Source organism: Sinomonas albida (assembly GCF_004919045.1).
Taxonomy (GTDB): domain Bacteria; phylum Actinomycetota; class Actinomycetes; order Actinomycetales; family Micrococcaceae; genus Sinomonas; species Sinomonas albida.
In genome coordinates this window covers 216,658-239,667 of the sequence record NZ_SWDW01000001.1, presented here as the reverse complement: position 1 = coordinate 239,667, position 23,010 = coordinate 216,658, and the positions used below count along the sequence as shown (strand labels likewise).

Here is a 23,010-nt window from a genome sequence, read left to right as displayed (position 1 = left end):
GGCCACGTCGAGCATTATTGCCGAGGCCGTGAGGGGAGCTTCAATGTTGAACGCGGCGGAATGGCAAGGACCAGAGGGAAGCCTGGGCCGATGGCTCGTCGCAGACGGACGGGCCGCGTTGGAGGCGTACAGGGTTAGGCCGGAACTCGTCAAGGAGCACGACGCTCTGGAGCGCAGCACCGTGGAGAGCGGCTACGGGCGAAAGCAGCTCAACGAGCTGGCCCAGAATGCTGCCGACGCGATGAGGGGCACGTCCGGCAGGCTGGCTTTCGTGCTGACGGAAAGCTCGCTCTATTGTGCTAATGAGGGCGATCCGCTGACACAGGGAGGCCTTGAAGCTCTGCTCATGTCCCACTCGTCCCAGAAGCGTGACGACGAGATCGGCCGATTCGGACTCGGCTTCAAATCAGTGTTGCAGTTGACGGACACCCCGCAGATCATCAGTCGCACTGTCTCCGTCAAATGGGATCGGGCTCGCTCGGCTGCAGCAATCTCCGGAATCGTCGGGGGCAGAGAACGGTACCCGGCCCTGCGGCTCGCTGAGCCTTTCGATCCGGTCAGCGCGGCCGCCGCAGACCCGGCGCTCTCCGAACTCATGGACTGGGCTACTACCATCGTCCGAATTCCCCTCAAGGATCGAACGCCATGGCTTGATGAAGAGCTCGAGCGGTTCCCTCACGAATTCATCCTGTTCGCCGACCATATCGACACCCTCGATCTCGACAATCGCCGGACCGGCAAGCGCAAGACGTGGACGGCAGATCGCAGGCCCTATCCCCATGGGCTGGGGGAACGCGTCGTGCTGCAGGCCGATGGCCAAGCGGAGTTTTGGGACGTCTTCCGGGTGCCCCACCAGCCCTCCCCAGAAGCCGCCAAGGATGCCGGCAGCGTTGCGGCCCGCTCCGAGCTGACGCTCACTTGGGCCGTTCCGCTCAAGAGCCGTGGCCGCGGCCTAGGCAGGGTCTGGAATTACTTCCCGACGCAGTCGTACACGACCCTCAGCGGCATCATCAATGCTGCGTTCAAGCTCAACGAAGACCGCGAGAACATGCTGGCCGGCCCGTACAACGAGGAGATCCTCACCAAGAGCCTGCCCCGGGTTGTCGCATTCGCCCTGCCCGACCTGGTCGACCCTCAGGATCCCGGCAGCATCCTGGACATCCTCCCTGCCCGTGGCCGTGAAGCCCGATCCTGGGCAGACGAGGTCCTCAACAAGCCTGTCATGGCGACAGTCGCGGCCATGACTTTCCTCCCCGACCGGATGGGAGTCCTGCGCAGGGCGAACGAGCTGCAGATCGAACCCGAACTCGACCAGGCCGAGCGACTCGAATCCATGTGGGATGCCGCCGTCGGACGTGAAAGGCCTTGGGCGCATCGAAGCCTGACCAGCAACGCAGCCCGGAATCACACCCTCAATCGACTTCTTTCGATGGCCAACCAAGATCGGGCCGGGGTCAGAGCGTGGCTTGAAGAAGTGGTGCATCCGCGGACGGCCGAGGGCTTCCTTGCCGCACTAGAGATCGCGGTGGAGATCAACCAGCGCTTCTCAGAACTTGCAGGCGAAATGCGCTCCGCCCGGATCGTTCCAGCGGGCGACGGATCCCTCCAAGCACCCATCGGCAGCGCGCTGTTCGTGCCCATCGACGACGACGATAACGGCCCGAACCTCGTGTCACTCGAATTCGTCCGGTACCGGAATGCGCGCGAGCTTCTCCGGAAGCTCGACATCGGACTCCTCGACGCGCAGGGCCGCCTCAAGAAGGTGATTGCCGCAATCAGATCGAACCCCGGAGACTGGGCATCGCTGGAGGCGTTCTGGGCCCTGTCGCGGTCAGTCGATCTCCCCTCCGTCCTGCAGCTCCTCCAAGGGCTCACCAACACTTGGCTGCCTGTCCGCTGCGAGGACGGCCAGTGGCGGCCCATCGGCGAAGTCTGGCTTCGCGGCCCCCTGTTCCCCCAGGGAAGCATGGACGATGCATCCCTTGTCGTCGACGGTTCGTTCCATGCTCAAGACATGCGCGTCCTCAAAGCGCTCAAGGTGCGCTCCGATCTCGGCGACCCCGTGCAGATCAGCTCGGGACGATTGCACCAGCGATGGAAGAATGCCATCTCGGAGACCATCGAAGCGGACTTCCGAAACAGTCCAACGCCCGTATCGGGAATCCATCTCGCTTTCGGGCAGCCCTTCGCCACCCCGGGACTCGAACTGCTGTCGGACGCGAGCGCCGATGTCAGACGGCGCGCGACCGAGCGCATCCTCGAGCAGTCGCACTATGAAGTGCGAGTCAAGATCAACAACCAATACGTGAGCGACCGCAAGGTTTTCGACCCCGACGTCTGGTGGGCCCGGAATCACGGAACCCTCAATACGCCCCTCGGTGTCGTTGAAACACGCAACGCCGTCGCTGGATCTCCCGACATCCCCGACGGCTTCTTGCCCGTCGCCCTGGATCAGCGCGCCGCCGATCTCCTCGGGCTTCCCGCCGATCCCACGACGTACAGCTGGCCCTACATCTACGCCTTGGCCAATCGGTCACTGGGTCTTTCAGAACTCCACCAGCTCTACGGCATCGCCGCACTGCACGGGTTCCGGAAGCCACAGCATGTATCGGTGATGACGAAGCATGGACGTGCCGAGCTTCCTTTCGAAGAGGCACAGGTGGCGACCGACCGCCGAACATACGAGCACTTCGCCCAGAACCGCGAAGCCGCAGTACTGTTCGTCGAATCAGACGAGCTCCGCCTGGCCCTTGTGGATCAATGGAACCTCCCAGCGCTGGAAGTCAGGTTCGAATCCAAGCTCGTGGCCGAAGGGCAGGGAGACCCCCTGCCCTTGATGAAGCGGATTCCGTTCATCAACAAGGCCGTATCGGGGATTTCGAAACTCATCACTGTTCCGTGCCAGAACATTCGAATCGAAACCACGAACGATGCCGGCGACCCGCCCGCCGTCGTAGTTAGACAGACATATCGCGAGGCAGACACTTTCTACTACCTCGAAACGATGACTCCCCGGATTTGGCTGCAGGCGCTGCTGGACAGCACGGGCAAGAAGGTTGACTCAAGAACGGCCCTCGACAACGCCCAACAGGCCAAGAAGGAGCACGATCAGGCCGAAAGGCTGCGCAAGATCCAGGCAAAGCAGACTGATGAGGAGAAGCTGCTGGAGCTGGTAGGAGAATCCACCATACGGTCGCTGATTCCCGACCACGTCTTTGCCCTGCTCAACAGCAGAAGCGACGAGGAGATCTCCGGCACAGCTCTCGTGCAGCTCGCAAGCACACTCCATGGGGCAAGCCTTCTCCAGAAGATTCGACCATTCTTGGAAGAACAGGGGATCGAGACCCCCAGCCAGTTCAAGGGCAGCGCTGCCGCCCGCAGCTTCGTGCGAAAGCTGGGGATCTCGGAGGACTTTGCGGGTTCCAGCGAAATCCGCAAGCCTGTTCGCGAAGAAGTGATGGGTCCGGTACGTCTCAGTGCGATGCACGACTACCAGGTGGATGTCAGCAAGCAGATTCTGGCCGTCCTCGAACGCCAAACTGAAAACCGGGCTATCGTCCAGCTTCCGACAGGGGCAGGCAAGACCCGAGTCGCTGTCGAATCGGTCATTCAGCACGTCGCCCGTTCAGAGGGTCAGAAGCTTGTCGTTTGGTTGGCCCAGACCGAAGAGCTCTGCGAACAGGCGGTGGAAGCATGGCTCTACGTGTGGCAAGGGGCCGGGGTTCCGGGGAAGCGGATGGCTGTAGGCCGCCTCTGGGACGGAAGACGACCCAAGCCCGAAGAGACTCGGCTGCACGTCGTCGTTGCCACCATCCAAACCCTGAGCAGTATCGTGCATGACACGGGTGAGCGCGAAGAATACGCGTGGCTCTTCGGCGCCGACATCCTCATCGTCGATGAGGCGCACGGAGCCATCGCCCCCACCTACACAGAGGTGTTCCGGGCCTTCGGCAGAGGCAGCTCGCAGAGGGGCAAACCTCTCATCGGCCTCTCAGCAACTCCGTACAAGGGAACCAACGAAGCCGAGACAACACGTCTTGTGAGGCGCTTCGACGGGCATCTCCTGATGCCATCGCTTTTCACCACCGACAACGCCCATGCATATCTTCAGTCGATGGGAGTGCTTGCCCGCGTGCGGCACGAGGCGCTGGACGGGATCGAGCTCCAACTGACCAAGGGCGTCCAGCGCCCGGACCGTGGAGACAGCGCCATGCTGGAAACCCGGATCGATCTGGATATCGTGGCCAAGAGCAAGACGCGGAACGACACCATCCTGGACCATCTCCATTCTGTTGCGCCCAAAGAGACGGCGCTGGTCTTCGCGGCATCAGTCGACCACGCAGAGGCGCTGGCCGCGACGCTCACCGCGGAGGGCATCCGAGCAGCCGCGATCTCGTCGAAGACCAACCCGTCCGATAGGAGGCGCGAGATCGAGGACTTCCGTTCGGGCAAGATCCGGGTCCTGACCAACTTCGATGTGCTCTCGCAGGGTTTCGATGCACCGAAGGTCGGTGCTGTCTACGTCTGCAGGCCGACATTCACCCCAAACAAGTACCTGCAGATGATCGGGCGCGGGCTTCGAGGTCCGAAGAACGGCGGCAGTGAGGAAGTCCTTATCGTCAACGTCAAGGACAACATCGACCAATTCGGACAGCGGCTCGCGTTCAATCACTTCGAGTACCTCTGGAACCGCGAACCGTGAACGCTTTCGAACTCGACCGCAGCCAAACCGAAGTTGCCACGGCCCCTGCCGAGGACCGGCAGTACGTGACTGCTGGCGCGGGCCAGGGCAAGACCGAGGTGCTCGTATCACGGATCCTCCACCTCGCAGAGGCGGAAGGCCTGAACCCGGCCGATGAGATCCTTGTGCTCAGCTTCTCTCGCGCTGCCGTCGAAACCGCGCGGAAACGGGCTCTCTCCGCTGATGTCGATCAAGTCATGATCCGAACCTTCGACTCGCTGGCCAGCGCGATCATCCTCGATCTCCTCGGGCCGGACGGCGGCGCCGAATGCGGATCCTTCGAACAGCGGATACGCCAGGCCACGGCCTTGGTCGAGGAGCACGGGCTGCCGAGCTTCCTCTTGGGTCTGCGGCACCTGTGCGTCGACGAAGCCCAGGACCTGGTCGGCGACCGCGCCCGGCTGGCGACGGTCATCCTCGAGAACGCGCCAGAGGATCTCGGGTTCACGTTCCTCGGCGACCCGCTCCAAGGCGTTTACGACTTCCAGCTCCAGGCATCCGCCGCAGAGACGACTGCGCAGCAGCTCTTCGACACTCTCGTCAGCGCCTATGGCGCCGAACCCCGAGGCCTCGAGCACAACTACAGGGCCCAGAGCGAGCGCGTAAGGCAGCTGATCGAGGTCGGGAAGGCCCTCCGCGACACCGAGCTCGGGGATCCGCGGGCCGCCGCTGGCGCGTACAAGGCCCTCGAGGCTTACCGAACCGAAGACGCGACAAGCACCTCGTTCCTCGACGTGGGCGCGGTTCTACGGCCCGACCCTGAAACTGCCGCGATCCTCTGTGCGACGAACTACGAGGTGCTGTTGATCAGCGAGGCACTCGACCAGCAGAGAATAGAACACGGCGTACGTCGAAGAGCTCAGGACATGGGCGCCGCGAGGTGGATATGGCAAGCGCTCCACGAGCTGGCCCCCACAAAGCACCCAGAAGCGACCGTGCTTGAAGGGCTCAACTCTGCAGGGCGGCAGGACCCAGCCGGGGACTGGGCCCTGCTGAAGCAATCCGAAGCCAACTGGCGCGATCCCTGGTCCCTCGATCTGGCCGAACTCGCCCGAAAGATCGCGCGAGGCTCCCTGCCCCTGCCGCTGACAGCCAGCGACTCGCTCCCGCTGACAGTCTCGACCATTCACAGGGCTAAGGGACTCGAGTACGACCATGTGCTCTACATCGAGCCGGACGAGCGCAGCGACTCCCAGCCCGACTTCGCCAGCCTCGTCCGCCGCACCTATGTGGCACTCAGCCGCGCGCGCGAATCCATCTTCTCAGCTCGCCTCGAACGGCCCCGAGGAACCTTCGCCCAGAAGCACGCGGCCACAGGACGGTGGACCGAACGCCGGTTTGGGAAGCACGGGGACTACGCATCCAGAGTGGCGATTGAATCCTCGGATGTCCGCTCGACGTCCCCCTACGCCAGCCGATCGCACGATGCCCTGCCGGTCCAGTCGGCGATACTCGACTCGTCGATCGGCACCCAGGCGCAGGCCATCCGGATCATCGACGCTGATGAGGCCCATCCGGCCTTCTACGAGTTCCAGACCCTGGATGGCAGAGCACTCGGCATTTCAACCGAAAAATTCGGCCGCGATGTCCGAAGGGTCTTCTACAGAGGGGGAGACTTCCGATGGCCCGTGAGCTTTACAGGTCTGCGTCTCTCCTCGGTCGAAAGTGCAGCAGGGAGTCCGGAGCATACAGACGAAGTTGGACTCGGGAGATCAGGGCTCTGGCTCGTCCCGAGGTTCTCAGGCCTGGCCCGCGCGAGTTGGAAGTGAGTTGACGTTAGCCATGAGTCTTGCACCGAAATATGCGTTCCGATCCGAAATGGTGGACCGTCTCGTCACGGACCTCTACGGTCCCGGCGAAATCGACGAGGTCCTCGACGAACGGCCCCTCGACCGCTATCTGACAGGCGTCCTCTGGCCGATGTCCGGCGAATCCCTCGACGCAGTCGCCGACGACCCCGACGCGGGAACCCCCTCAGACGACGAGGTCCAAGACAGCCCAGTCGCGGCTTCCCGCATGACCTACCCCTCGAGCATCGGTATGACATTCACGATCGACACCCGCGTCACCCGTCTCTTCACTGTCCGCCCACAGGCGGCACGGTACGTCCCGGCTGCCTCTGACGGCCAGACCCAGAATGGGTCGCTATCCGGACGTTGGGCACGTCATGCCCAGGACCTGCCGCCCTTGACGGTCGACGTCTCGAACCCCGCTGGCGAAGTCACGCATCCCATCTACGGCGAACTGGAGCTGTACGTCCTTGCACGCCCGCCTCAGGCCGACCTCGTCACTGTCACGGTTGCTCTGCGGAACCGTCTGCCCAAGCCAGCCGAAGGTGATAAGGACCTCAACTGCTGGTTCCAAGTGGGACTGGCCGTGGAAACACCGCGGCCCGCTCTCGTGGACCGCCAGTCCCTCCATACAGAAGCCCCGGCGGAACAAGACATGGCCAGCGCTCAGCTCCTCTACAGGAACGCCCGCATGTTCGCGGCCGGACACGGCTGTGCCACCACGTGGGGGGACGGCGATGTCCACGGCGCTCTCTGCCAGCGCGTCTCCACGACGTTTGTCCCCCGCCAGGAAGTTCCCAGAGCCATGGCCGGTGAAGTGTCGGCAGACCTCCGCCTCGGCTTCCTCAGTCAGGCAGACGCCACACGAATCGCCGAAGAACTCGCCCTCCTGGTCAACGAATACCGGAGCTGGATAGCCAACAAACGCGACAGCCTCATCGCAGGGAACTCCGGCGGGGACATCCCAGAGCACCTGCGAGCAACCGCAGAACGCCATCTCGAATCCGCATCCGCGGCCGCCGACCGCATCCAAGCGGGCATCGACCTGATCGCCGCAGACCCCGAGGCGTTCAAAGCCTTCCAGCTGGCCAACCGCGCGATGCACCTTCAGAGATCGCGTCAGGATTGGGTGCGTTCGAAGTCAACCGCCGCCTTCACCCTCGACCAGGACCAACGGTGGCGGCCTTTCCAGATCGCCTTCATCCTGCTCAATCTCCCTTCGTTGACCCAGCCAGGCCACTCCGACCGCGGCATCGCGGACCTTCTCTGGTTCCCGACCGGTGGCGGCAAGACGGAGGCGTATCTCGGGCTGATCGCCTACACCATCCTTCTGCGCAGGCTCCGGGACAACAGCGCGAAGGGCGTTGCCGTGATCATGCGATATACCCTCCGCCTCCTGACGATCCAGCAGTTCGAGCGCGCCGCCATGCTCATCTGCTCCCTCGAGCACCTTCGGAGGGCAGATGCCGAACTGGGAGAGGAGGCCTTCGGCATCGGCTTATGGGTGGGGGCCGGAGCCACGCCGAACGATGCCAAGACCGCAAGGAGGAACCTCAGCAGACTCGCTCGGGGCGAGGACGTGATGGAAGGCAATCCGGTGCAGCTCAAAGCCTGCCCCTGGTGCGGACGTGTCCTCAGCGAGGCCGACTACGACGTCCGCAGACTGCCCTACGAACGGATGGTCATCGAGTGCCCGAGCACGTCCTGCGACTATCGTTCAGGCTTGCCGGTCCATCTGGTCGACTCCGACATCTACCGGGAGCGCCCCGAGCTCGTCATCGCGACAGTCGATAAATTCGCCCAAATGGCGTGGAACGGCGCAATCGCCAACATCTTCGGACGCGCCAATTCTGGCGACCACGGCCCCGATCTAATCATCCAGGACGAATTGCATCTCATCTCCGGACCACTCGGGTCGACCGTCGGACTATACGAATCCGCATTCGACCTGGCAGCCAGCGACGCTTTCCGGTCCCCGGAGGAAGGAGCCCGAAAGCCCAAGGTCATCGCCTCGACCGCGACAATCCGGCGCGCTGAGGCACAAATCTCCGCAGTCTTCGACCGCAAATCGCGCCTCTTCCCGCCCCCCGGGCTGCTCCCCGACGATTCGTTCTTCGCCGAAAAGGCCCCGCGCGAAGAATTCGGCACGCGCGAGTACGTGGGCGTCATGGCCTCCGGCACAAGCCACGCCACCCTCATGGTCCGCGTCTACGCCTCCTTGCTGAATTCCAGCCTGCGGATTGAGGGCCGCGACGAGGACCGCGATCCCTACTGGACGCTTATGGGCTACTTCAACAGCCTCCGCGTGCTCGGCAGCGCGTACCTACAGGTCAGCGACGATGTCCGAGTCCGGCTTGGGCTCCTCGCTGCCCGCGACGGCCAGCGCGACCAGGTGCGCGACGTGAACCCGAGCGAGCTAACAAGCCGCGTCGCCAACAACCTGATCCCCGTCCGTCTGAAGAATCTCGAGAGCCGGTTCGGAGAACCTGGAGTCGACAGCGTGGTCCTGGCCACCAACATGATCTCCGTCGGGCTCGACGTCGACCGTCTCGGGCTCATGGCAGTCATGGGCCAGCCCCAGTCCAGCGCCGAATACATCCAGGCCACCAGCCGCGTGGGGCGCCGGTGGCCGGGGCTCGTGGTTACCATCTTCAACGCGGCCAAATCCAGGGACCGCTCGCACTTCGAAGGCTTCGTCCCGTTCCATCAGGCCATGTACCGCGCCGTCGAAGCCACAAGCGCCACCCCCTTTGCCGCCCGTTCCCGGGATCGCGCCCTGCACGGAGCCCTCGTCTCCGCCGTGCGAATGCTCTCACCCGCAATGGCCGTGGACGGCGCGGCAGCAACAGTCGAGGACCACGCGGCAATCGTTGAGGAAATCAAGAGTCACCTGGTGGAACGCGTGTCCCGCGTCGCCCCTCCTGAGGCCGAGGCTACATACGCCCAGCTCGAGGCGCTGCTGTCGGTATGGGCCACCGAAGCGGCAGGAAAGTCATCCTTGCAGTACAAGGACGAGAAGAACGCGGCCAATGCCCTCCTGATCCGGTACAGCCAGGCTTTAGAAAAGGAGGACTTCGTGTTCTCTCTCGACCACGCGCCCTGGGCAACCCCGGAGAGCATGCGCGACGTCGATGCGGAGACGCCCCTTAAACAGATCTTCTTACGGAAGGACGCCTGACATGGCAGAACTGAAGGTCCGCAGGTCCCAGCTGCTCTCAACGTACGGAGTGGGCGGCCTGCTGCCGGACGAGAACGCCAGCTTCATGGTCGCCAGTCTCGACCAGTGGGACCAGGGACACCTGACCCCCGTCCCGGAGCCCCGACTGGCCCGGGCCCTGAACGTCGCAGCGCTCTACCTTCCGTCCGCCAGCAAAAAGACCGGGTCTGTATCCGTCATCCGTTTCCCCTTCATCCAGTCATGCAGCAAATGCGGACGTCTCGGAGACCTCGCGCGACTCAAATCGGCGTGGAACGACCCGAAGTGCGGGTTCTGCAAGTCCCCTACACTCACTCCCTCCCGCCTGATCGTCATCTGCCAAGACGGACACATCGATGACTTTCCCTATCATTACTGGGTTCATGCGGAGTACTACTCCCCCGATCCCGGAGCTCACCTTCTGGAGCTCAAAGCCCAGGGTCGCACCTCCTCACTCGGTGACATGGTTGTCTCCTGCTCCTGCGGACGGAAACGCAGTCTCGCGGATGCCTTCTTCCCCAACGCCTTCGGCCCAATGCGCTGCAACGGCCGGCGGCCCTGGCTCGGTGGGGCGAAGTTCACCGAGAAGAACTGCGACAAGAAGCCGCGCGCCACACAACGCGGTGCTTCCAACGTATGGTTCCCTTCAATCGCCTCGGTCATCTCCATTCCTCCCTATTCAGAGGCGCTGTCCAAGGCCGTTGCTGCCGATGCTGGCTTTCTAGCCGATCCGGAGGCCCTCACCCCTGAAGGGCGAGTCCTCATCACGACAGCAGCCAAGAAGTACGGCGGCAAGTACTCGGAGGAGGAGATCATCGCCGAGATCAAACGCCTCTTCCACAACGACGACTCGGGGACGGCCAACACCGCACAACTCAAGAAGCAGGAGTTCGCTGCACTGGTAGAAGGGCGTGAAGACGGCCCCGGCCGTGACTTCGTCTGCCTACCGGTCGACGTCGATCCCAGCCTCTACCCGCTGGTGACCGGCGTCCGACGAGTCACCCGCCTCCGGGAGGTCAGGGCGCTATTCGGCTTCAGTCGGCTGACCGCCCCCTCAGAGGACAACCCTGAGGTCAAGACGTCTCCCCTCAGCCCCGAGGATCACAAAGTTCCCTGGCTTCCTGCCATTGAGAACATCGGAGAGGGAATCTTCATCGCACTCGACCGCGACCGCCTGGAGGAATGGTCCCGCCAAGAATTCGTCCAGGGACGCCTCGAGCAGCTCACAGCAAACGCGAAGGCGGCGGCCGCCCAGCGAAAGCAGCAGCCAGCCCCAGTCGACATCATCAAGGTCGCGGTGCACACCCTAGCCCACGTTCTGATTGACCAGCTCTCCATGGATGCCGGCTATCCCACATCATCGATCCGAGAGCGACTGTACGTCGACGACGACTCCGCCGGAGTCCTCCTCTTCACAGCCTCAGCCGATTCGGCAGGAAGCCTCGGCGGCCTGGCTGCGCAGGCGGACACCAGCACTCTGGCCAACGTCTTCCGCGAAGGTCTCCAGCGCCTTTCCTGGTGCTCTGCCGACCCGGTCTGCATCGAATCCACTGGCGCGGGCACCGACGGACGCAATCTCGCAGCTTGTCACAACTGCGTCTACCTGCCGGAGACCAGCTGCGAAGGGTTCAACGGTGGGCTGGACCGAGGGCTCCTCTTCGGAACCCCCGGCAGCCGCGACCAAGGGCTGTTCGACGCCTTCGCATCGGATCTCTCTGGTTTGACTCCCTCGATTGAGCGCTGACATCTCGGAGGCCGACGTTCAGTCCAGGGGCGGGAGGCGGGCACTGACATGTCTCTGGAGCCTCCGAGCTGGCAAGCTCGGTGGACCACGACGGAACGATCGAACCTCAGCGGAGGGGATATACCGCTGGGAGATATGAGAATTGGGAGAACCGAGGGGACATTCAGCTGCGAAGGATGAGAAGCTACTCACCTTGCCTGGGACCGAAGTTCGGACCCAATCCTCCCTGGCGGCTATCTGAGGATGTAGGAGGCGGTTCATACCGTGCAACACATGACTGCTGATCGAACCGGCCACACATTGAAGGCCCTCAGCGAGCTTGTTCAAGACGCTCGTTCAACAAGGAACAATCAGATCTGCCAACTTATTGGTAACGCTTCGGCCGACAATTAGGGGCAGGCTAGGCACCTCGGTCTCAACTTCCGCACGAACACGCGCGGCGAGCCCCCCTCGAAGTTAGGCACAGGTTCGGCAGTCTGGTCCTTTCGGGGGCACGCGAAGTGGCGGTGACGCACCACTCGCCGCGCTGATGATCAGCTCGTGCGAAGGGCACTCCTGCGTCGCCGACCCGAGCGGACGGCGTCACCAGCCGCCGCGGGTTGGCGTGTGCCCTTTCCGGCTGTCGTCGGGCATTGGCATTTCGGCCCGCAAGCCCAGAAGTCGGATGGGACGGTCCGGTTCGATTCCGGCCGCGAGGTCTAGGGCCCGGGCGAGGACTTCGGACCGGTCGAAGGTCTCGGCGATTTTGTGGGCGTAAGTCTTGGTGATGAAGGGTGCGTACCGAACCTTCAGGGTCAACCCGATCACGGGCCTACCTTCGGCCGCGACATCCTGCAGGACATGCGCAGCCAGCTCCCTGACAGCGTCCTCCACTTGGGCAGAATCGGTCAGGTCGCGCTGGAACGTGGTCTCACGGCTGTGCCCGCGGGCAACCCACGGGGTGTCGTCCACGACGCTGGCTCCGTCGCCACGTCCGAGCTCTGCGTACCACGGGCCCATCCTGGGGCCGAACTCGGGGATCAGGTACTGGGGGTCGGACGCGGCGAGCTCGGCAACCGTGGTGATACCGAGCTTGGCTAGCCGGGCCGAAACCTTGGCCCCGACGCCCCACAGGTCCTTGGTGGGCCGGGGGCCCATGACGTCGAGCCAGTTCGCGGCGGTGAGGCGGAAGATGCCGGCCGGCTTGCCGAAGCCGGTGGCGACCTTGGCCCTGACTAAAGTGTCGCCGATGCCCACGCTGCAATGCAGCCGCGTTTGCTCGAGGACAGCCGTCTGGATCTGGCGGGCGTAGGCCTCCGGATCCCCGTCTCGATGCCCACGAAGGCTTCGTCCCAGCCCAGCACCTGCACGGTCGCGCCGGGCTGCGCGCGCAGGGTAGCCATTACCGATTCGGACGCCTCTAGGTAAGCCTGGTGATCGACGGGCAGAATCACGGCGTCGGGCACTTTTCGAGCCGCGATACGCAACGGCATTCCGGAGCCGACGCCGAACGCCCGGGCTTCGTAGGACGCGGTAGAGACCACGGCCCGTTCCGTAGGGTCGCCCCGACCGCCGACAATGACCGGCTTACCCGCAATCTCCGGCCGCCGCAGTATTTCGACGGCCGCAATGAACTGGTCGAGATCTACGTGCAGCACCCACCGGGTTCCGGTCACGACACCAGTGTGCCCTATACGTCCCCGGCAGGCATCGACTCTCCCAGCCGCTATGGGGAATCTCAGCCTCGCTCGGGCGGTTCCCGTTACAGTTCTCAGCTTCCTGATGAGCTCTTCGACCGCACGGACATCGCCAACGACACGAGTGAGCCAACTACGAGGACAACTCCGGAAACGACCGACCACGGAGAATCGCCGTGACCAGAGGAAAAAACGTAGATGGAGTAGGAGCCAAGGATAAGTGCGATCAGAAGCCAGATCGTCGAATTGCGATTCACGGAGAATTCCCTAGAGGTTTGGTAGCCGATCGGGCTGGTCGCGACAAACGGGAAACTTCAGCGTCAGTCTGCTTGAAGCGCGCGGACAGGCCCTCAAACCCTGCCGGCTGCAGTCCGCCCTCTCATCCAATCCGCGAGATCGGCGGATGTCAAGTGAAGATTTATGGGGCAAGAAGCAAAGTTAGGCACTTCATAGGCGTGTCGCCCCGACTTCGGCGGAATCACGGGCTTCTCGTCCGTTGAAAGTTGGGCACTCGCGGCGCGTCTTCGGAGCGCCTGAGCCCCGCGACACCCGCCCTCCTAGCGACCAAGCACCGAATCTGCGATCTGCCTTGCCGCCTGGTCCGCTGTGATGTGCGTGGTGTCGACGACCTCTGCCTCATCGTGCAGCCAGGTGCGAGCCGCCTCGGCGTATGGCTCCAGGTACGCGAAGCGGAACGTTGAGGGACCGAGGACCTTGTCGTTCTGGATGCGGTCACGGAGCGTGGCCTGGTCTGCGTGCAGCACGAAATGCTGAATCGGGATGCCGTGCTCGGCGAGACCTTCGCTGATCTCGCGCCAGTAGCTCTCGACCAAGACAGTCATTGGCATCACCAGCGTACCGCCGGTGTACTCGATCACGCGCCGGGCGGTTTCGACAACAAGCGGTCGCCACGGCTCCCAGTGCTGGAAGTTGTCCGTCGCTGGAAGCCCCGGCTTGATGTCCATGAGCACCTCGCCGACCTTCTCAGCGTCGAGGACGCGCGAGTCGGGCAGCAATCGCTGCACCAGCTCGCTCGTCGTCGTCTTTCCCGCTCCATGGGTGCCGTTGAGCCAAACGATCATGGAACGGACTCTAGTGCCAACGTCCGTCCGGCCAGAGGCCAGACTGGAGATGTGGAACTCCGGCATGTGTCCCCTGATGACTGGCAGCTGTATCGCCTCGTGCGCAGGCGCGCCCTGGGCGAAGATCCCCAAGCATTCACCTCCACGCTCGCCCAATGGTCAGGCAAGGGCGACACGGAACAACGGTGGCGGTCGCTGCTTGAGAAACAGAATGTGCTCAATCTGATTGCCATGCTTGACGGACGACCTGTGGGCACGGCAAGTGGCATACCCGGCGACAGCCCCTCGTCGATAACCATCGTCGCGATGTGGGTCGCCCCCGAGGCTAGAGGCAAAGGTATTGCCCGCAAGCTGATCGCCGCAGTGGAGTCATGGGCCGGGAATGGCGGCGCAAGCTCCGTCCGACTTTCGGTGATGTCCGACAACACCTCGGCGATCGGATTCTACGAAAAGCTGGGTTTCGCATTCGACGCGGACGCACAACGGCTCCGATCAAACGACGCGCGGCGTGAGCTTGCGATGACCAAGCCGATCGGTCGCCGGGACTGACTCAGGCGGGCTTGAATCGTGAGGCCACCGCCCCGCGGATCGCGGCGACGTCAACATCACCAGCGGCTTCCTGCAGAAGCTGTTTGACCAGCCTTCGCGGAGACAGCACGGGTATCTCGCGAGTCGTGAACATGCCCCCGATCAGAGGCCAATCCGCCTCCACAAAACAGAGAGCCCCAACGACGCGAGGGCCAGGGACGAGTCTGCGCAGCACGTCGACTTGCTTGAGCACCCCATCGACGAGCTTTGTGCAGTCACGCCGACCGACGAGAAGCTTCTCGGCGCGCGGCCGGAGGATCCCGCCCTCGATCTTCAACTCGGGCCGCCCCTTGTAGCGCTTTGCGTCGATCACCCATATTGCGCTGGGAGTTATCACGATGTGGTCGATGTTGGCTTGCGAGCCGGGGATTCGCCGATCGTGGAGGACTGCGATTCCATGGTCAGCCAAGGAGTCAAGGCGAGCCCCGAGGCGTTCCTCGCCAATCGCACCCCGTTCCCAGGCTTTGGTGCTCTGTCGCTCCTCAGAAAGGGCGACGGCGATGCCTCCGAAGCGGCCCCATTTCTCACGGAGCCTCTGCTCGTCTTTCGCCTTGCGGCGGTCGTATTCACGCCGGGCCGATAAGCCGGCAACACCAGACTCTGCAAGCGAGGTCACGTCGGAAAGAGACTCTAGATCCGCAGCGGGAGGCTCACCGACCTCATTGGCGCACTCCAGGCAGATAACGGTCCTCGTCTCGCTGTCGTAGATCGCTTCCGCCCGAGCCGGAAGCGACTTAGCGCACACCCGGCACGTCCCGGCGTACCGGAGCCTCATCTTCTTCATAGCTCGTCTGGCGACGGTGGTTCGAACTGGATTATCCACTCCTCGAGTTTGGCCTCCGGGATATGAAAGGTGCCCGCCGGAAGCTGGGCATTCCTGGCTCTGATGCGTTCGCGGAGGCATTCTTCGGAGACGTCGGCGAAGTGAACCTTGAATCCCGCACCGAGGTTCTGAGCCTTGGCTCGAAACTCGTTCCGCTCGCTCCTGGCCCAGAACCCGAAGTCCAGGATCACGTCCACACCGAGGGAGAGAACCCTTGACGTCGTTTCCCATAGGAGACGCTCGATCGTGGAGTGCCGAGTGTTATGTGCTAACCAATCCGCCTCGTCGCTTTCATCATGCACGTCAGCTCCGAACAACCGGATGTGCCATTCATCAACGGTGAGGCGTAGGGCGGAGAGCTCGACTTCGAGCTCCCGAGCCAAGGTGGTCTTGCCGCTGCCGGGCAGTCCCACCATCAGATGAAGCGTTGCCATCAACCCCCACCGCGTCTGCGTGAAATTGGAACGCGACCAGCTCCCGCTAGCCGCCGGTGAACACCGCCAACGATAGTGGAGGCGCCTAACCGTCCGATAAATGCTGGACTTCGTCGGACTACGGGTTCAAGAGCTCAGCAGGCTGAAGTCGACGACATCCACCGCGGCGTCGTGAGGCATCTGTGGGTAGTGCTGACGGAGTGCATCAAGGTATCCCTCCGTCGAGCCGCCATCCGGGAGCCGAAGGCGTTCTGCAGTGAGCTCATCGAGGCGGAAGCGGTTCACCGCGCGAATCTCTCCGTTCAGCGAGGCGTGCTCCTCATCGTCCTCGAAGTAGAAGATCGCCTGGCCAACCGCGACTCGCTCGCCCCAGCGGACGGTCGAGGTCTTCTCACCGTTGGCAACGGCATCGTAGTAACGCTTGTTGAAGCGCAGCACGCGGGTAGCGCGAGAATCCGGGAAGAAATAAGTGTCAGGTAGAAGTTCAACGATCTGGCGCATCTCGGGGCCCGTCGCCGTCGGCACCGCCACAATCGCGTCCGGGTGCAGGTCGAGGATCACCTGTCGACATCGGCCGCAGGGCGGGATGAGACCGCGCCCGTCATCACCCGCTGCGGCGATCGCCACAAGAGGACCAGCGTTGACAGCGGCGGCGGCACCGAGCACGACCAGTTCGGCGCACGGGCCGCCGGTGAAGTGATGGACGTTGACGGCGGTGTGGATCCGCCCGCTCGTGTCCATCGCCGCAGCCGCGACGGTGTGGTTGGGGTCTTCACCGAGTGTTCGCGCCATGGCCTCCGCCGCGTCGATCACGCGACGTTCAGAGAGAAGGGGCTCCATGGCCCAGAGTCTCGCATGGTGCGGCTGAGGGTTACGCCACCTTCCCGCGTATGTTCCTGATCCCTCCGCCTCCGGCTAGGCCTACAGCTCTCGCCGGTCTGGCGGGCCTCCATCGTCCGTCGAGAAGCATGAGCGATCGCTTCATTCTTGTCTGCCGACGACTGAGGTCGACTGGAATCGATATTTTCGCCTCCAAATCGCAGATGAGATCTTCTTGCCCTTGGCCAGGCGGCGCATTTCGGCGTTCCCAATTCGCGGCGACGCGACTATGCTGCGACAGGGATTCCCAAGGAGCTGAAATGAGTAATTCCGAGACGAGTTTCCCACCGAGTCGGGGAGCATCAAGAGCCTCCCGATACTGGCTTGCCTTGAGCGCGATCTTCGGCCTCGCTCTCGAGGTGGCAGTCTTCGCAGAACCCGCGTGGTTTTGGCTCTTCGTGCCCGTATTCGCACTCGCGCTCTACTGGCTGGCGAGGCACTTCGGACAAGTAGATGCCTGGGTCCGTGGACGCTCAATGCCCGGATGGCTCAGCGCGCTCACCTTCATGTTCGGCCTAGCCGCGTTCCAACTCCACGGAAACGAGGCTGCGGGCTGGATTGGCACCGGGCTCAGCGTGCTGGGATTCGCCGTGATGCTCGCGCTCTTGAACCGCTTTGGCACCTTCCAGCGGCCAGTTGAATCGACAAATGAGGGGACGGAGTAGCCCAATGGGGGCGATCAAAAGGCGATTCATCTACGTCGGAATCCTCGTGTGGGTTGCCAGCATCGTGCTTGATACGGCGAGCTCTGCCATTCTGCGTGCGATCGCGGTAACACTGACTCAAAATGGAGTGCCCATCGTGGGTGTGACGGAGTCCATCCTCGGTACGGTCAGGTTGGGCCTCGCACCCCTCGGCGCCATTCTGATTGCAATCGGTATCGCACTGCATTGGCTCCGAGATTACCTACCGAATGCGCCTGCCTCGGCTGATCAGGACATCGAGCAAGCGCAACCCTGACGCCCGCACCTGTGCGCTGTGGTCGGTCGGTGGCACGCGCGCAGGGGAGTCTGAGGTCATGACTGTTCTCCGCCTCGTCGTTGCCATCGGCTTCTTCATCGCCGGAACTCTGTCGATCGGCCCAAATCCGCTCGCCGGTAGTCTGGTGCTGTTGGCGAGCACGCTAGCAATTGTGATGCTCAGGCGGTCGCGCCGAGGATCTCGCCCGGGCTCCGCGAGACGCGGCGCCGACTAGAGCCTCGGCTTGGCGACGATCCGATGAGCGTAGGCCGAGCAGCGCGGTCATTCGCGCGACGCCGGAGACTGCGATCGACCGCGGCCGTGCCCACTCTTTGTTGCCTTGCCGGGCCACGGCCATCGATCTTCGCAAAACCAAGGCTCGTGAAAATCGAGGCTCCGAGCCAACCCCACCAGTGGGGTCATGGTCAAACGTAGGGGCCGCCGTTCCGACATCCGGACCACTGAGGGTTCAGATCTCGGAACACGCAGATTGGGAAGAACTACCACTTAAATTCGGCAGGAGAGCCACCGAATCGTGCTGCGGATACCAGGCCGCACCTCATCACGAAATAGGATCCAACCGTCAGCCGACCTGTAATATTGCGGGGCGGACCATCCACACAATCCCGGAATTTGCATTCCGGGCGTAACTGGGGGTGCGTAATCGATGGTTTCAACAACGTTACGACAAACGATTCTGAACATGATTATTGCGGCAATATCGACCTTGGCACTTTTTATGGCTTCACTGACGCCAGCATCCGCGGCTCCGCCGCACACCGCTGACCAGGCCTCCGGCATCGCTATCACGCAGCCAACCCCGCAACAGCGCGAAGCGGCCCTCGCGAAACTTGGGGCCGCCAAGAGTACCGACCCAGTGGGGTTCGGCCAGCGGATGAGAATGCTCCAGAATGCAGATGCGCTGAACCGCTTTCTATTTGCAGACGCCCGGTTCGACGGCAGACAGCAGCAAGAATTCGTGGCTGCATCTATGCCAACAGATGCGCTACAAGGGCTCATCGAAATGACTTACGCTGGCATGCTGAAATTCGAGTTCGTGAAAAACTCGAACGGGCAGCCGGCAGCGAAGGTCTCCAAGGGCCATCCTCGGCCACTGATCGGCGGCGGTCTTGGTACGACATCCATCAGGCCTGCGGGGCTAGACTCGCTGCCGCAGTGCCCATCTGCGTGGGCGGCCTTCTGGGCGTGGTACGCGAACACTACGCTGGTGTGTGAAGCGCTCGGGTTCTTTGGTCCGTGGACTGCCGCCGGGTGCTACCTAGCGCTTGCGCTAGGAGGCATGGTCATCGATTTCAACATGAGCTGCTGATCGAGGAGGGAAAGGACCAATGACGGAATCAAGGAAATCGTCACGTCAGTATTGGCTGGGTCTCTCCCTGGTGTACGCAGTGTCGTTGAGCGTCTTTACGCTCGCCCCTGATTCGTGGCCGCTCGTTTTCGTGATGGCGGCCCTCCTCTTCCTCATCGTTCAAGCGGCCTACTACGGGCAGATCGGTCGGAAAATTCAGGGGACGTTTGCGACGGCCACACCTGGGGTTGGCCTGCTTGCCATGACCGGCGGCGCGATTGCCATATTGCTTCGCGGATCGCAGGCAGCCTATTGGGCCGGTCCCCTACTGAGTGTCGCGGGATTCGTTGCCATGTTCTTCTTCTTGAACCGGTTCGGCCGGTTTTACTCGGGCTCACGAGACGACCAAGGATCGGCGTCGCCATCGTCGTGATGCCGCCGGGCTGCGGCCCCCTTCGATTGACTTAGGGAACCGCCCCATCCTCACGCGAACGCCGCCCGTTCCGGCCGCCTCCGGTTCGCACATGCCGGCCGTGCTCGCCCCCTCGGCCGGCCTCCGCCGTCGTCCGCTCTTTGTCCTCGGATCCGCGCAAGGGGACCTCGCGCAGCGTCAGTACGAGGACGAAGGCGAGCGCGATCGCCGGGATGGCGTAGACGAACATTCCAGTGAGCGCGTTCGAAAACGCAAGCTCGAATCCCTGCCGCAGCGCCGCCGGCAGCCTCGAGATGAGCGCCGGGGTGATCGAGTCCGTGCTCGGCAGGTGGGACGCGGCCGCCGCCGGGAGGTGCTGGGCGAGCTGGTCGGTGAGCCGGCTCGTGAAGATCGAGCCGAATATCGACACCCCGAGGGAGCCGCCCACGAGCCGGGCCACAGTCACGGTCGACGTCGCTGTGCCCACATCCGGGATCGCCGCCGCGTTCTGGGCGATGACGACCATCACCTGCATCGTCAGCCCGACTCCCAGTCCCAGAATCACCATGTACACGCCTGAGGTCAGCCGGTCCGTGTCCACGCCCATGGTCGAGAGCAGATAGAACGCCGTCCCCACCACGAGCGAACCGACAATCGGCGACCACTTGTAATGCCCGGTCCGGCTGATGATCTGACCCGAAACCACGGCCGCCACGATGAGCCCGGCCATCATCGGGAGGAGCAGCAGCCCCGAATTCGTGGCGCTCGCCCCGGAGACGATCTGCAGGAACAGGGGCAGGAACGTGATGCCGCCGAACATCGTGAAGCCGACGATGAAAGTGACGGCTGCGGAGATGTCGAACGCAGGCAACCGGAACAACCGCAGCGGGATGATCGGCACGGTCGCGGCCCGCTCGGCGAACACGAACCCGACCAGGAGCACCGCTCCCGCGGCGCCGAGGCCGTAGATGGTGGGCGAGTCCCAGGCGACGGTCGTGCCGCCCCACGTAGTCAGGAGCACAATGCAGGTCAGGGCCGCGCCGAGCAGGACGGCGCCCAGAAAGTCGATCCGCCGCTCCCCTTCGCGGCGTGGCACCTTGAGCACTTTACTGACGACGGCGAGGGCGACGGCGCCGATGGGCAGGTTGATGTAGAAGATCCATCGCCACGAGACGGAGTCGGTGAGGTAGCCGCCAATGAGCGGGCCTGCAACCGACGCGAGGCCGAACACGGCACCCATGTAGCCCTGGTATCGGCCGCGTTCGCGGGGCGTGACGATGTCCGCGATCGTCGCCTGAGCGCCGACCATGAGCCCGCCGCCGCCCACGCCCTGCAGGGCCCGGAACGCGATGAGCTGCGCCATGCTCTGCGAGAGGCCCGCGGCCACCGAGCCGATGAGGAAGATGACGATCGCGATGAGGAACAGCGGCTTGCGGCCGTAGAGGTCGCCGAGCTTGCCGTACAGCGGCATCACGACTGACGACGCGAGGAAGTACGCCGTCACGACCCATGAGAGTTCCTGGAGGCCGTTGAGCTCGCCGACAATGGTCGGCAGGGCTGTGGCCACGATGGTCTGATCCATTGCGGCGAGGAGCATCCCGAGCATGAGTCCCGACATGGCCGTGAGGACCTCGCGGTAGGTTCGCGGCGCGGGAACGGCAGCGTCGAAAGCGGCTGACATGGCCTCGACCTCCAAACAGCGAGAAGTCTGTTCGCCCTCTGTTCAGGCTACTCGCGGGGGCTTGGGCAGGGAATGACTCTGCCGGTGGCGGTTGGAGCGTCGTGGCTCGCATGCCGTCGGCCGCGCATTGCAATGTAGGCGATCGCGCCGATCAAAAGAACCCAAACGCTCCGGAACCAACGCGTTCGCGGGCCCTCGAGCTCTGGGACCGGTTCAGAGCTCCAGCGCATCCCTGATCGGGTGGTCGGACTTCTCGCGCCGGGCGATGATGTACAGGTACACCACCCAGCCAACGATCCAGACGACGACGGCGACTAAACCGATGGCCCCGACCGGCAAGTCCTTTCCGGTAGCGACCGCCGATGCGACCAGCACCGTGATCAAGAGGGCGCTGAAGACGAGGCTTGTCCACCGCCGGATCCGGCGGGCTCGTGCGTAGGTCATCTGTGCCATGAGTTACCGAAGTGATCCCTTGAATTCCGGTTCTGTTCTTCGATTAGGGTCATGCGGCGAAGCATTTGGAGTCCGTCATCGCATTCTCTTTGCGTCATACTAATCGGAGCGGTCGAGAGCGAGTCAACACTGAGTGGACAAAGCGACCGAAACGCCCTGAAATTCAGTAGTAGCATTCGAAAGTTCCGTGCAATCAGATCTTGAAAATCCGTGGTACTGCAGAGATACAATCCGCGGGATCACTCCTCCGGCAACATTCGAACCGCCAGCTCACCACCGTCCTATGCTCGGAACCATGACCATTCAGCGCATGGACAACGTAGGAATCGTCGTCGAGGACCTGGATGCCGCCGTTGCGTTCTTCACTGAGCTCGGCATGGAGTTGGAGGGGCGGGCCGAGATTGAGGGCCTTTGGGCGGACCGTACGGTTGGGCTCGACGGGATCCGGAGCGAGATTGCCATGATGCGGACCCCGGACGGCCGTGGCCGGCTGGAGTTGTCGAAGTACCACGCTCCTTTGGCCATCGCCCCCGAGCCGCAGAACCCGCCGCCCAACACGCTGGGCCTGCATCGCGTCATGTTCGCCGTCGACGACATCGACGACACCGTCTCCCGGCTGCGCGCCCACGGCGCCGAACTGCTCGGCGAGGTGGCGCAGTACGAGAGCATTTACCGGCTCTGCTACCTCCGCGGCCCTGCTGGCATCATCGTCGCCCTGGCGGAACAGATCGGTTGACGCGTTCCGCCACTGACATCAGGCTGCCGGGGCACTGGAACATCCACGCGTAGCGCTATGGTGCCGGCGCCCACGGGCGGTGAGCCCCGCCGTCGTCGGACTTTCTCCTCTCGACGCTCGTGCCGCGCGGTGGAACCATCTGATGCCATGAGACCGGGGACGGCACTCGGTGCAGCGATCACCGCGGCGGCACTGTTGCTGGCGTCGTGCGCCGGCGGCTCCACAGACGCAGGCGGCAGTGGGGCGTCGGGCGGCGGCAGCGCGACGGCGAGGTCTGCGACGGCGACGGCAACCGTCAGCGCGGGGACAATTGGACCCGGCTCCACCTCGCCCCCTCCGCAGCCATCACGGACGACGACGCCGAGCCCCACCCCGGCGACCACGCCACCCCTCGAGCCGCCGCCGGGCGCGGGCGCCTACGGCTACGTCACCGCAGGGCCGACGTGTCCGGTCGAGCGGCCCGACCAGCCCTGCCCACCGCGACCGGTTACGGCAACCATCGACGC

Annotated in this window: 16 protein-coding genes and 1 pseudogene; 10 read left to right on the top strand and 7 right to left on the bottom strand. The window is 63.4% G+C overall.

The genetic code is table 11. The annotated features are described in order from the left end of the window. Positions 1 to 43: 43 nt before the first annotated feature. From E6A26_RS01055 to drmB, 4 genes are all read left to right on the top strand, one after another. Positions 44 to 4,702 (top strand): DEAD/DEAH box helicase, encoded by a 4,659-nt coding sequence (locus E6A26_RS01055; RefSeq protein WP_136609325.1) that lies wholly within the window; start codon positions 44 to 46, stop codon positions 4,700 to 4,702. Beyond that, the gene (locus tag E6A26_RS01045; protein ID WP_168928643.1) at positions 4,699 to 6,510 is read left to right on the top strand and encodes a UvrD-helicase domain-containing protein; all 1,812 of its coding nucleotides are present in this window, start codon (positions 4,699 to 4,701) and stop codon (positions 6,508 to 6,510) included. Before E6A26_RS01055 ends, E6A26_RS01045 begins: the two co-directional genes overlap by 4 nt. A gap of 247 nt (positions 6,511 to 6,757) precedes the next feature. Next, positions 6,758 to 9,709 carry a helicase-related protein gene (locus E6A26_RS01040; protein WP_234864844.1) on the top strand — a complete coding sequence of 984 codons (2,952 nt, stop codon included), beginning with the start codon at positions 6,758 to 6,760 and terminating at the stop codon, positions 9,707 to 9,709. Position 9,710: 1 nt separating this feature from the next. Then, a complete protein-coding gene (gene drmB, locus E6A26_RS01035) occupies positions 9,711 to 11,471 on the top strand; it encodes a DUF1998 domain-containing protein (RefSeq protein ID WP_136609322.1) in 1,761 nt (586 codons plus the stop codon). Positions 11,472 to 12,053: 582 nt separating this feature from the next. Here drmB and E6A26_RS01030 read toward each other — a convergent pair. Continuing rightward, positions 12,054 to 13,126: pseudogene (locus E6A26_RS01030) on the bottom strand (DNA polymerase IV). 578 nt (positions 13,127 to 13,704) lie between these two features. Continuing rightward, positions 13,705 to 14,229 (bottom strand): AAA family ATPase, encoded by a 525-nt coding sequence (locus E6A26_RS01025; protein WP_136609321.1) that lies wholly within the window; start codon positions 14,227 to 14,229, stop codon positions 13,705 to 13,707. A gap of 51 nt (positions 14,230 to 14,280) precedes the next feature. Here E6A26_RS01025 and E6A26_RS01020 point away from each other — a divergent pair, with 51 nt between their 5' ends. After that, complete coding sequence (locus E6A26_RS01020; protein ID WP_168928642.1) at positions 14,281 to 14,778, top strand: GNAT family N-acetyltransferase; 498 nt, start codon at positions 14,281 to 14,283, stop codon at positions 14,776 to 14,778. Between the two features lies 1 nt (position 14,779). Here E6A26_RS01020 and E6A26_RS01015 read toward each other — a convergent pair whose 3' ends face one another. The 3 genes from E6A26_RS01015 to E6A26_RS01005 all read right to left on the bottom strand — a co-directional run bounded on the left by E6A26_RS01015 (position 14,780) and on the right by E6A26_RS01005 (position 16,914). After that, positions 14,780 to 15,601 carry a nuclease-related domain-containing protein gene (locus tag E6A26_RS01015; protein ID WP_234864842.1) on the bottom strand — a complete coding sequence of 274 codons (822 nt, stop codon included), beginning with the start codon at positions 15,599 to 15,601 and terminating at the stop codon, positions 14,780 to 14,782. Further along, a complete protein-coding gene (locus E6A26_RS01010; RefSeq protein WP_136609319.1) occupies positions 15,598 to 16,056 on the bottom strand; it encodes an AAA family ATPase in 459 nt (152 codons plus the stop codon). The genes E6A26_RS01015 and E6A26_RS01010 overlap by 4 nt, the downstream gene beginning before the upstream one ends. A 144-nt stretch (positions 16,057 to 16,200) precedes the next feature. Continuing rightward, positions 16,201 to 16,914, bottom strand: a complete 714-nt coding sequence (locus E6A26_RS01005; RefSeq protein WP_136609318.1) for an ASCH domain-containing protein — start codon at positions 16,912 to 16,914, stop codon at positions 16,201 to 16,203. Positions 16,915 to 17,282: 368 nt separating this feature from the next. Here E6A26_RS01005 and E6A26_RS01000 point away from each other — a divergent pair, with 368 nt between their 5' ends. The 4 genes from E6A26_RS01000 (at position 17,283) to E6A26_RS00985 (ending at position 19,655) form a co-directional block, all read left to right on the top strand. Next, entirely contained in the window at positions 17,283 to 17,618 is a 336-nt protein-coding gene (locus tag E6A26_RS01000) for a hypothetical protein (protein ID WP_136609317.1), read from the top strand. A gap of 4 nt (positions 17,619 to 17,622) precedes the next feature. Continuing rightward, entirely contained in the window at positions 17,623 to 17,913 is a 291-nt protein-coding gene (locus E6A26_RS00995) for a hypothetical protein (RefSeq protein WP_136609316.1), read from the top strand. A gap of 703 nt (positions 17,914 to 18,616) precedes the next feature. Continuing rightward, complete coding sequence (locus tag E6A26_RS00990) at positions 18,617 to 19,243, top strand: hypothetical protein (protein WP_136609315.1); 627 nt, start codon at positions 18,617 to 18,619, stop codon at positions 19,241 to 19,243. A 19-nt stretch (positions 19,244 to 19,262) separates the two neighbouring features. Continuing rightward, entirely contained in the window at positions 19,263 to 19,655 is a 393-nt protein-coding gene (locus E6A26_RS00985) for a hypothetical protein (protein ID WP_136609314.1), read from the top strand. A gap of 31 nt (positions 19,656 to 19,686) precedes the next feature. On the opposite strand, the gene E6A26_RS00980 is transcribed toward E6A26_RS00985, so the two are convergent. Both E6A26_RS00980 and E6A26_RS00975 read right to left on the bottom strand, forming a co-directional pair. Next, complete coding sequence (locus tag E6A26_RS00980) at positions 19,687 to 21,315, bottom strand: MDR family MFS transporter (RefSeq protein ID WP_136609313.1); 1,629 nt, start codon at positions 21,313 to 21,315, stop codon at positions 19,687 to 19,689. Positions 21,316 to 21,528: 213 nt separating this feature from the next. After that, entirely contained in the window at positions 21,529 to 21,759 is a 231-nt protein-coding gene (locus tag E6A26_RS00975) for a hypothetical protein (protein ID WP_136609312.1), read from the bottom strand. Positions 21,760 to 22,063: 304 nt separating this feature from the next. On the opposite strand from E6A26_RS00975, the gene E6A26_RS00970 reads away from it, so the two are divergent. After that, on the top strand, positions 22,064 to 22,504 hold the full coding sequence (locus E6A26_RS00970) for a VOC family protein (RefSeq protein WP_136609311.1): 441 nt from the start codon (positions 22,064 to 22,066) through the stop codon (positions 22,502 to 22,504). Positions 22,505 to 23,010 lie beyond the last annotated feature (506 nt).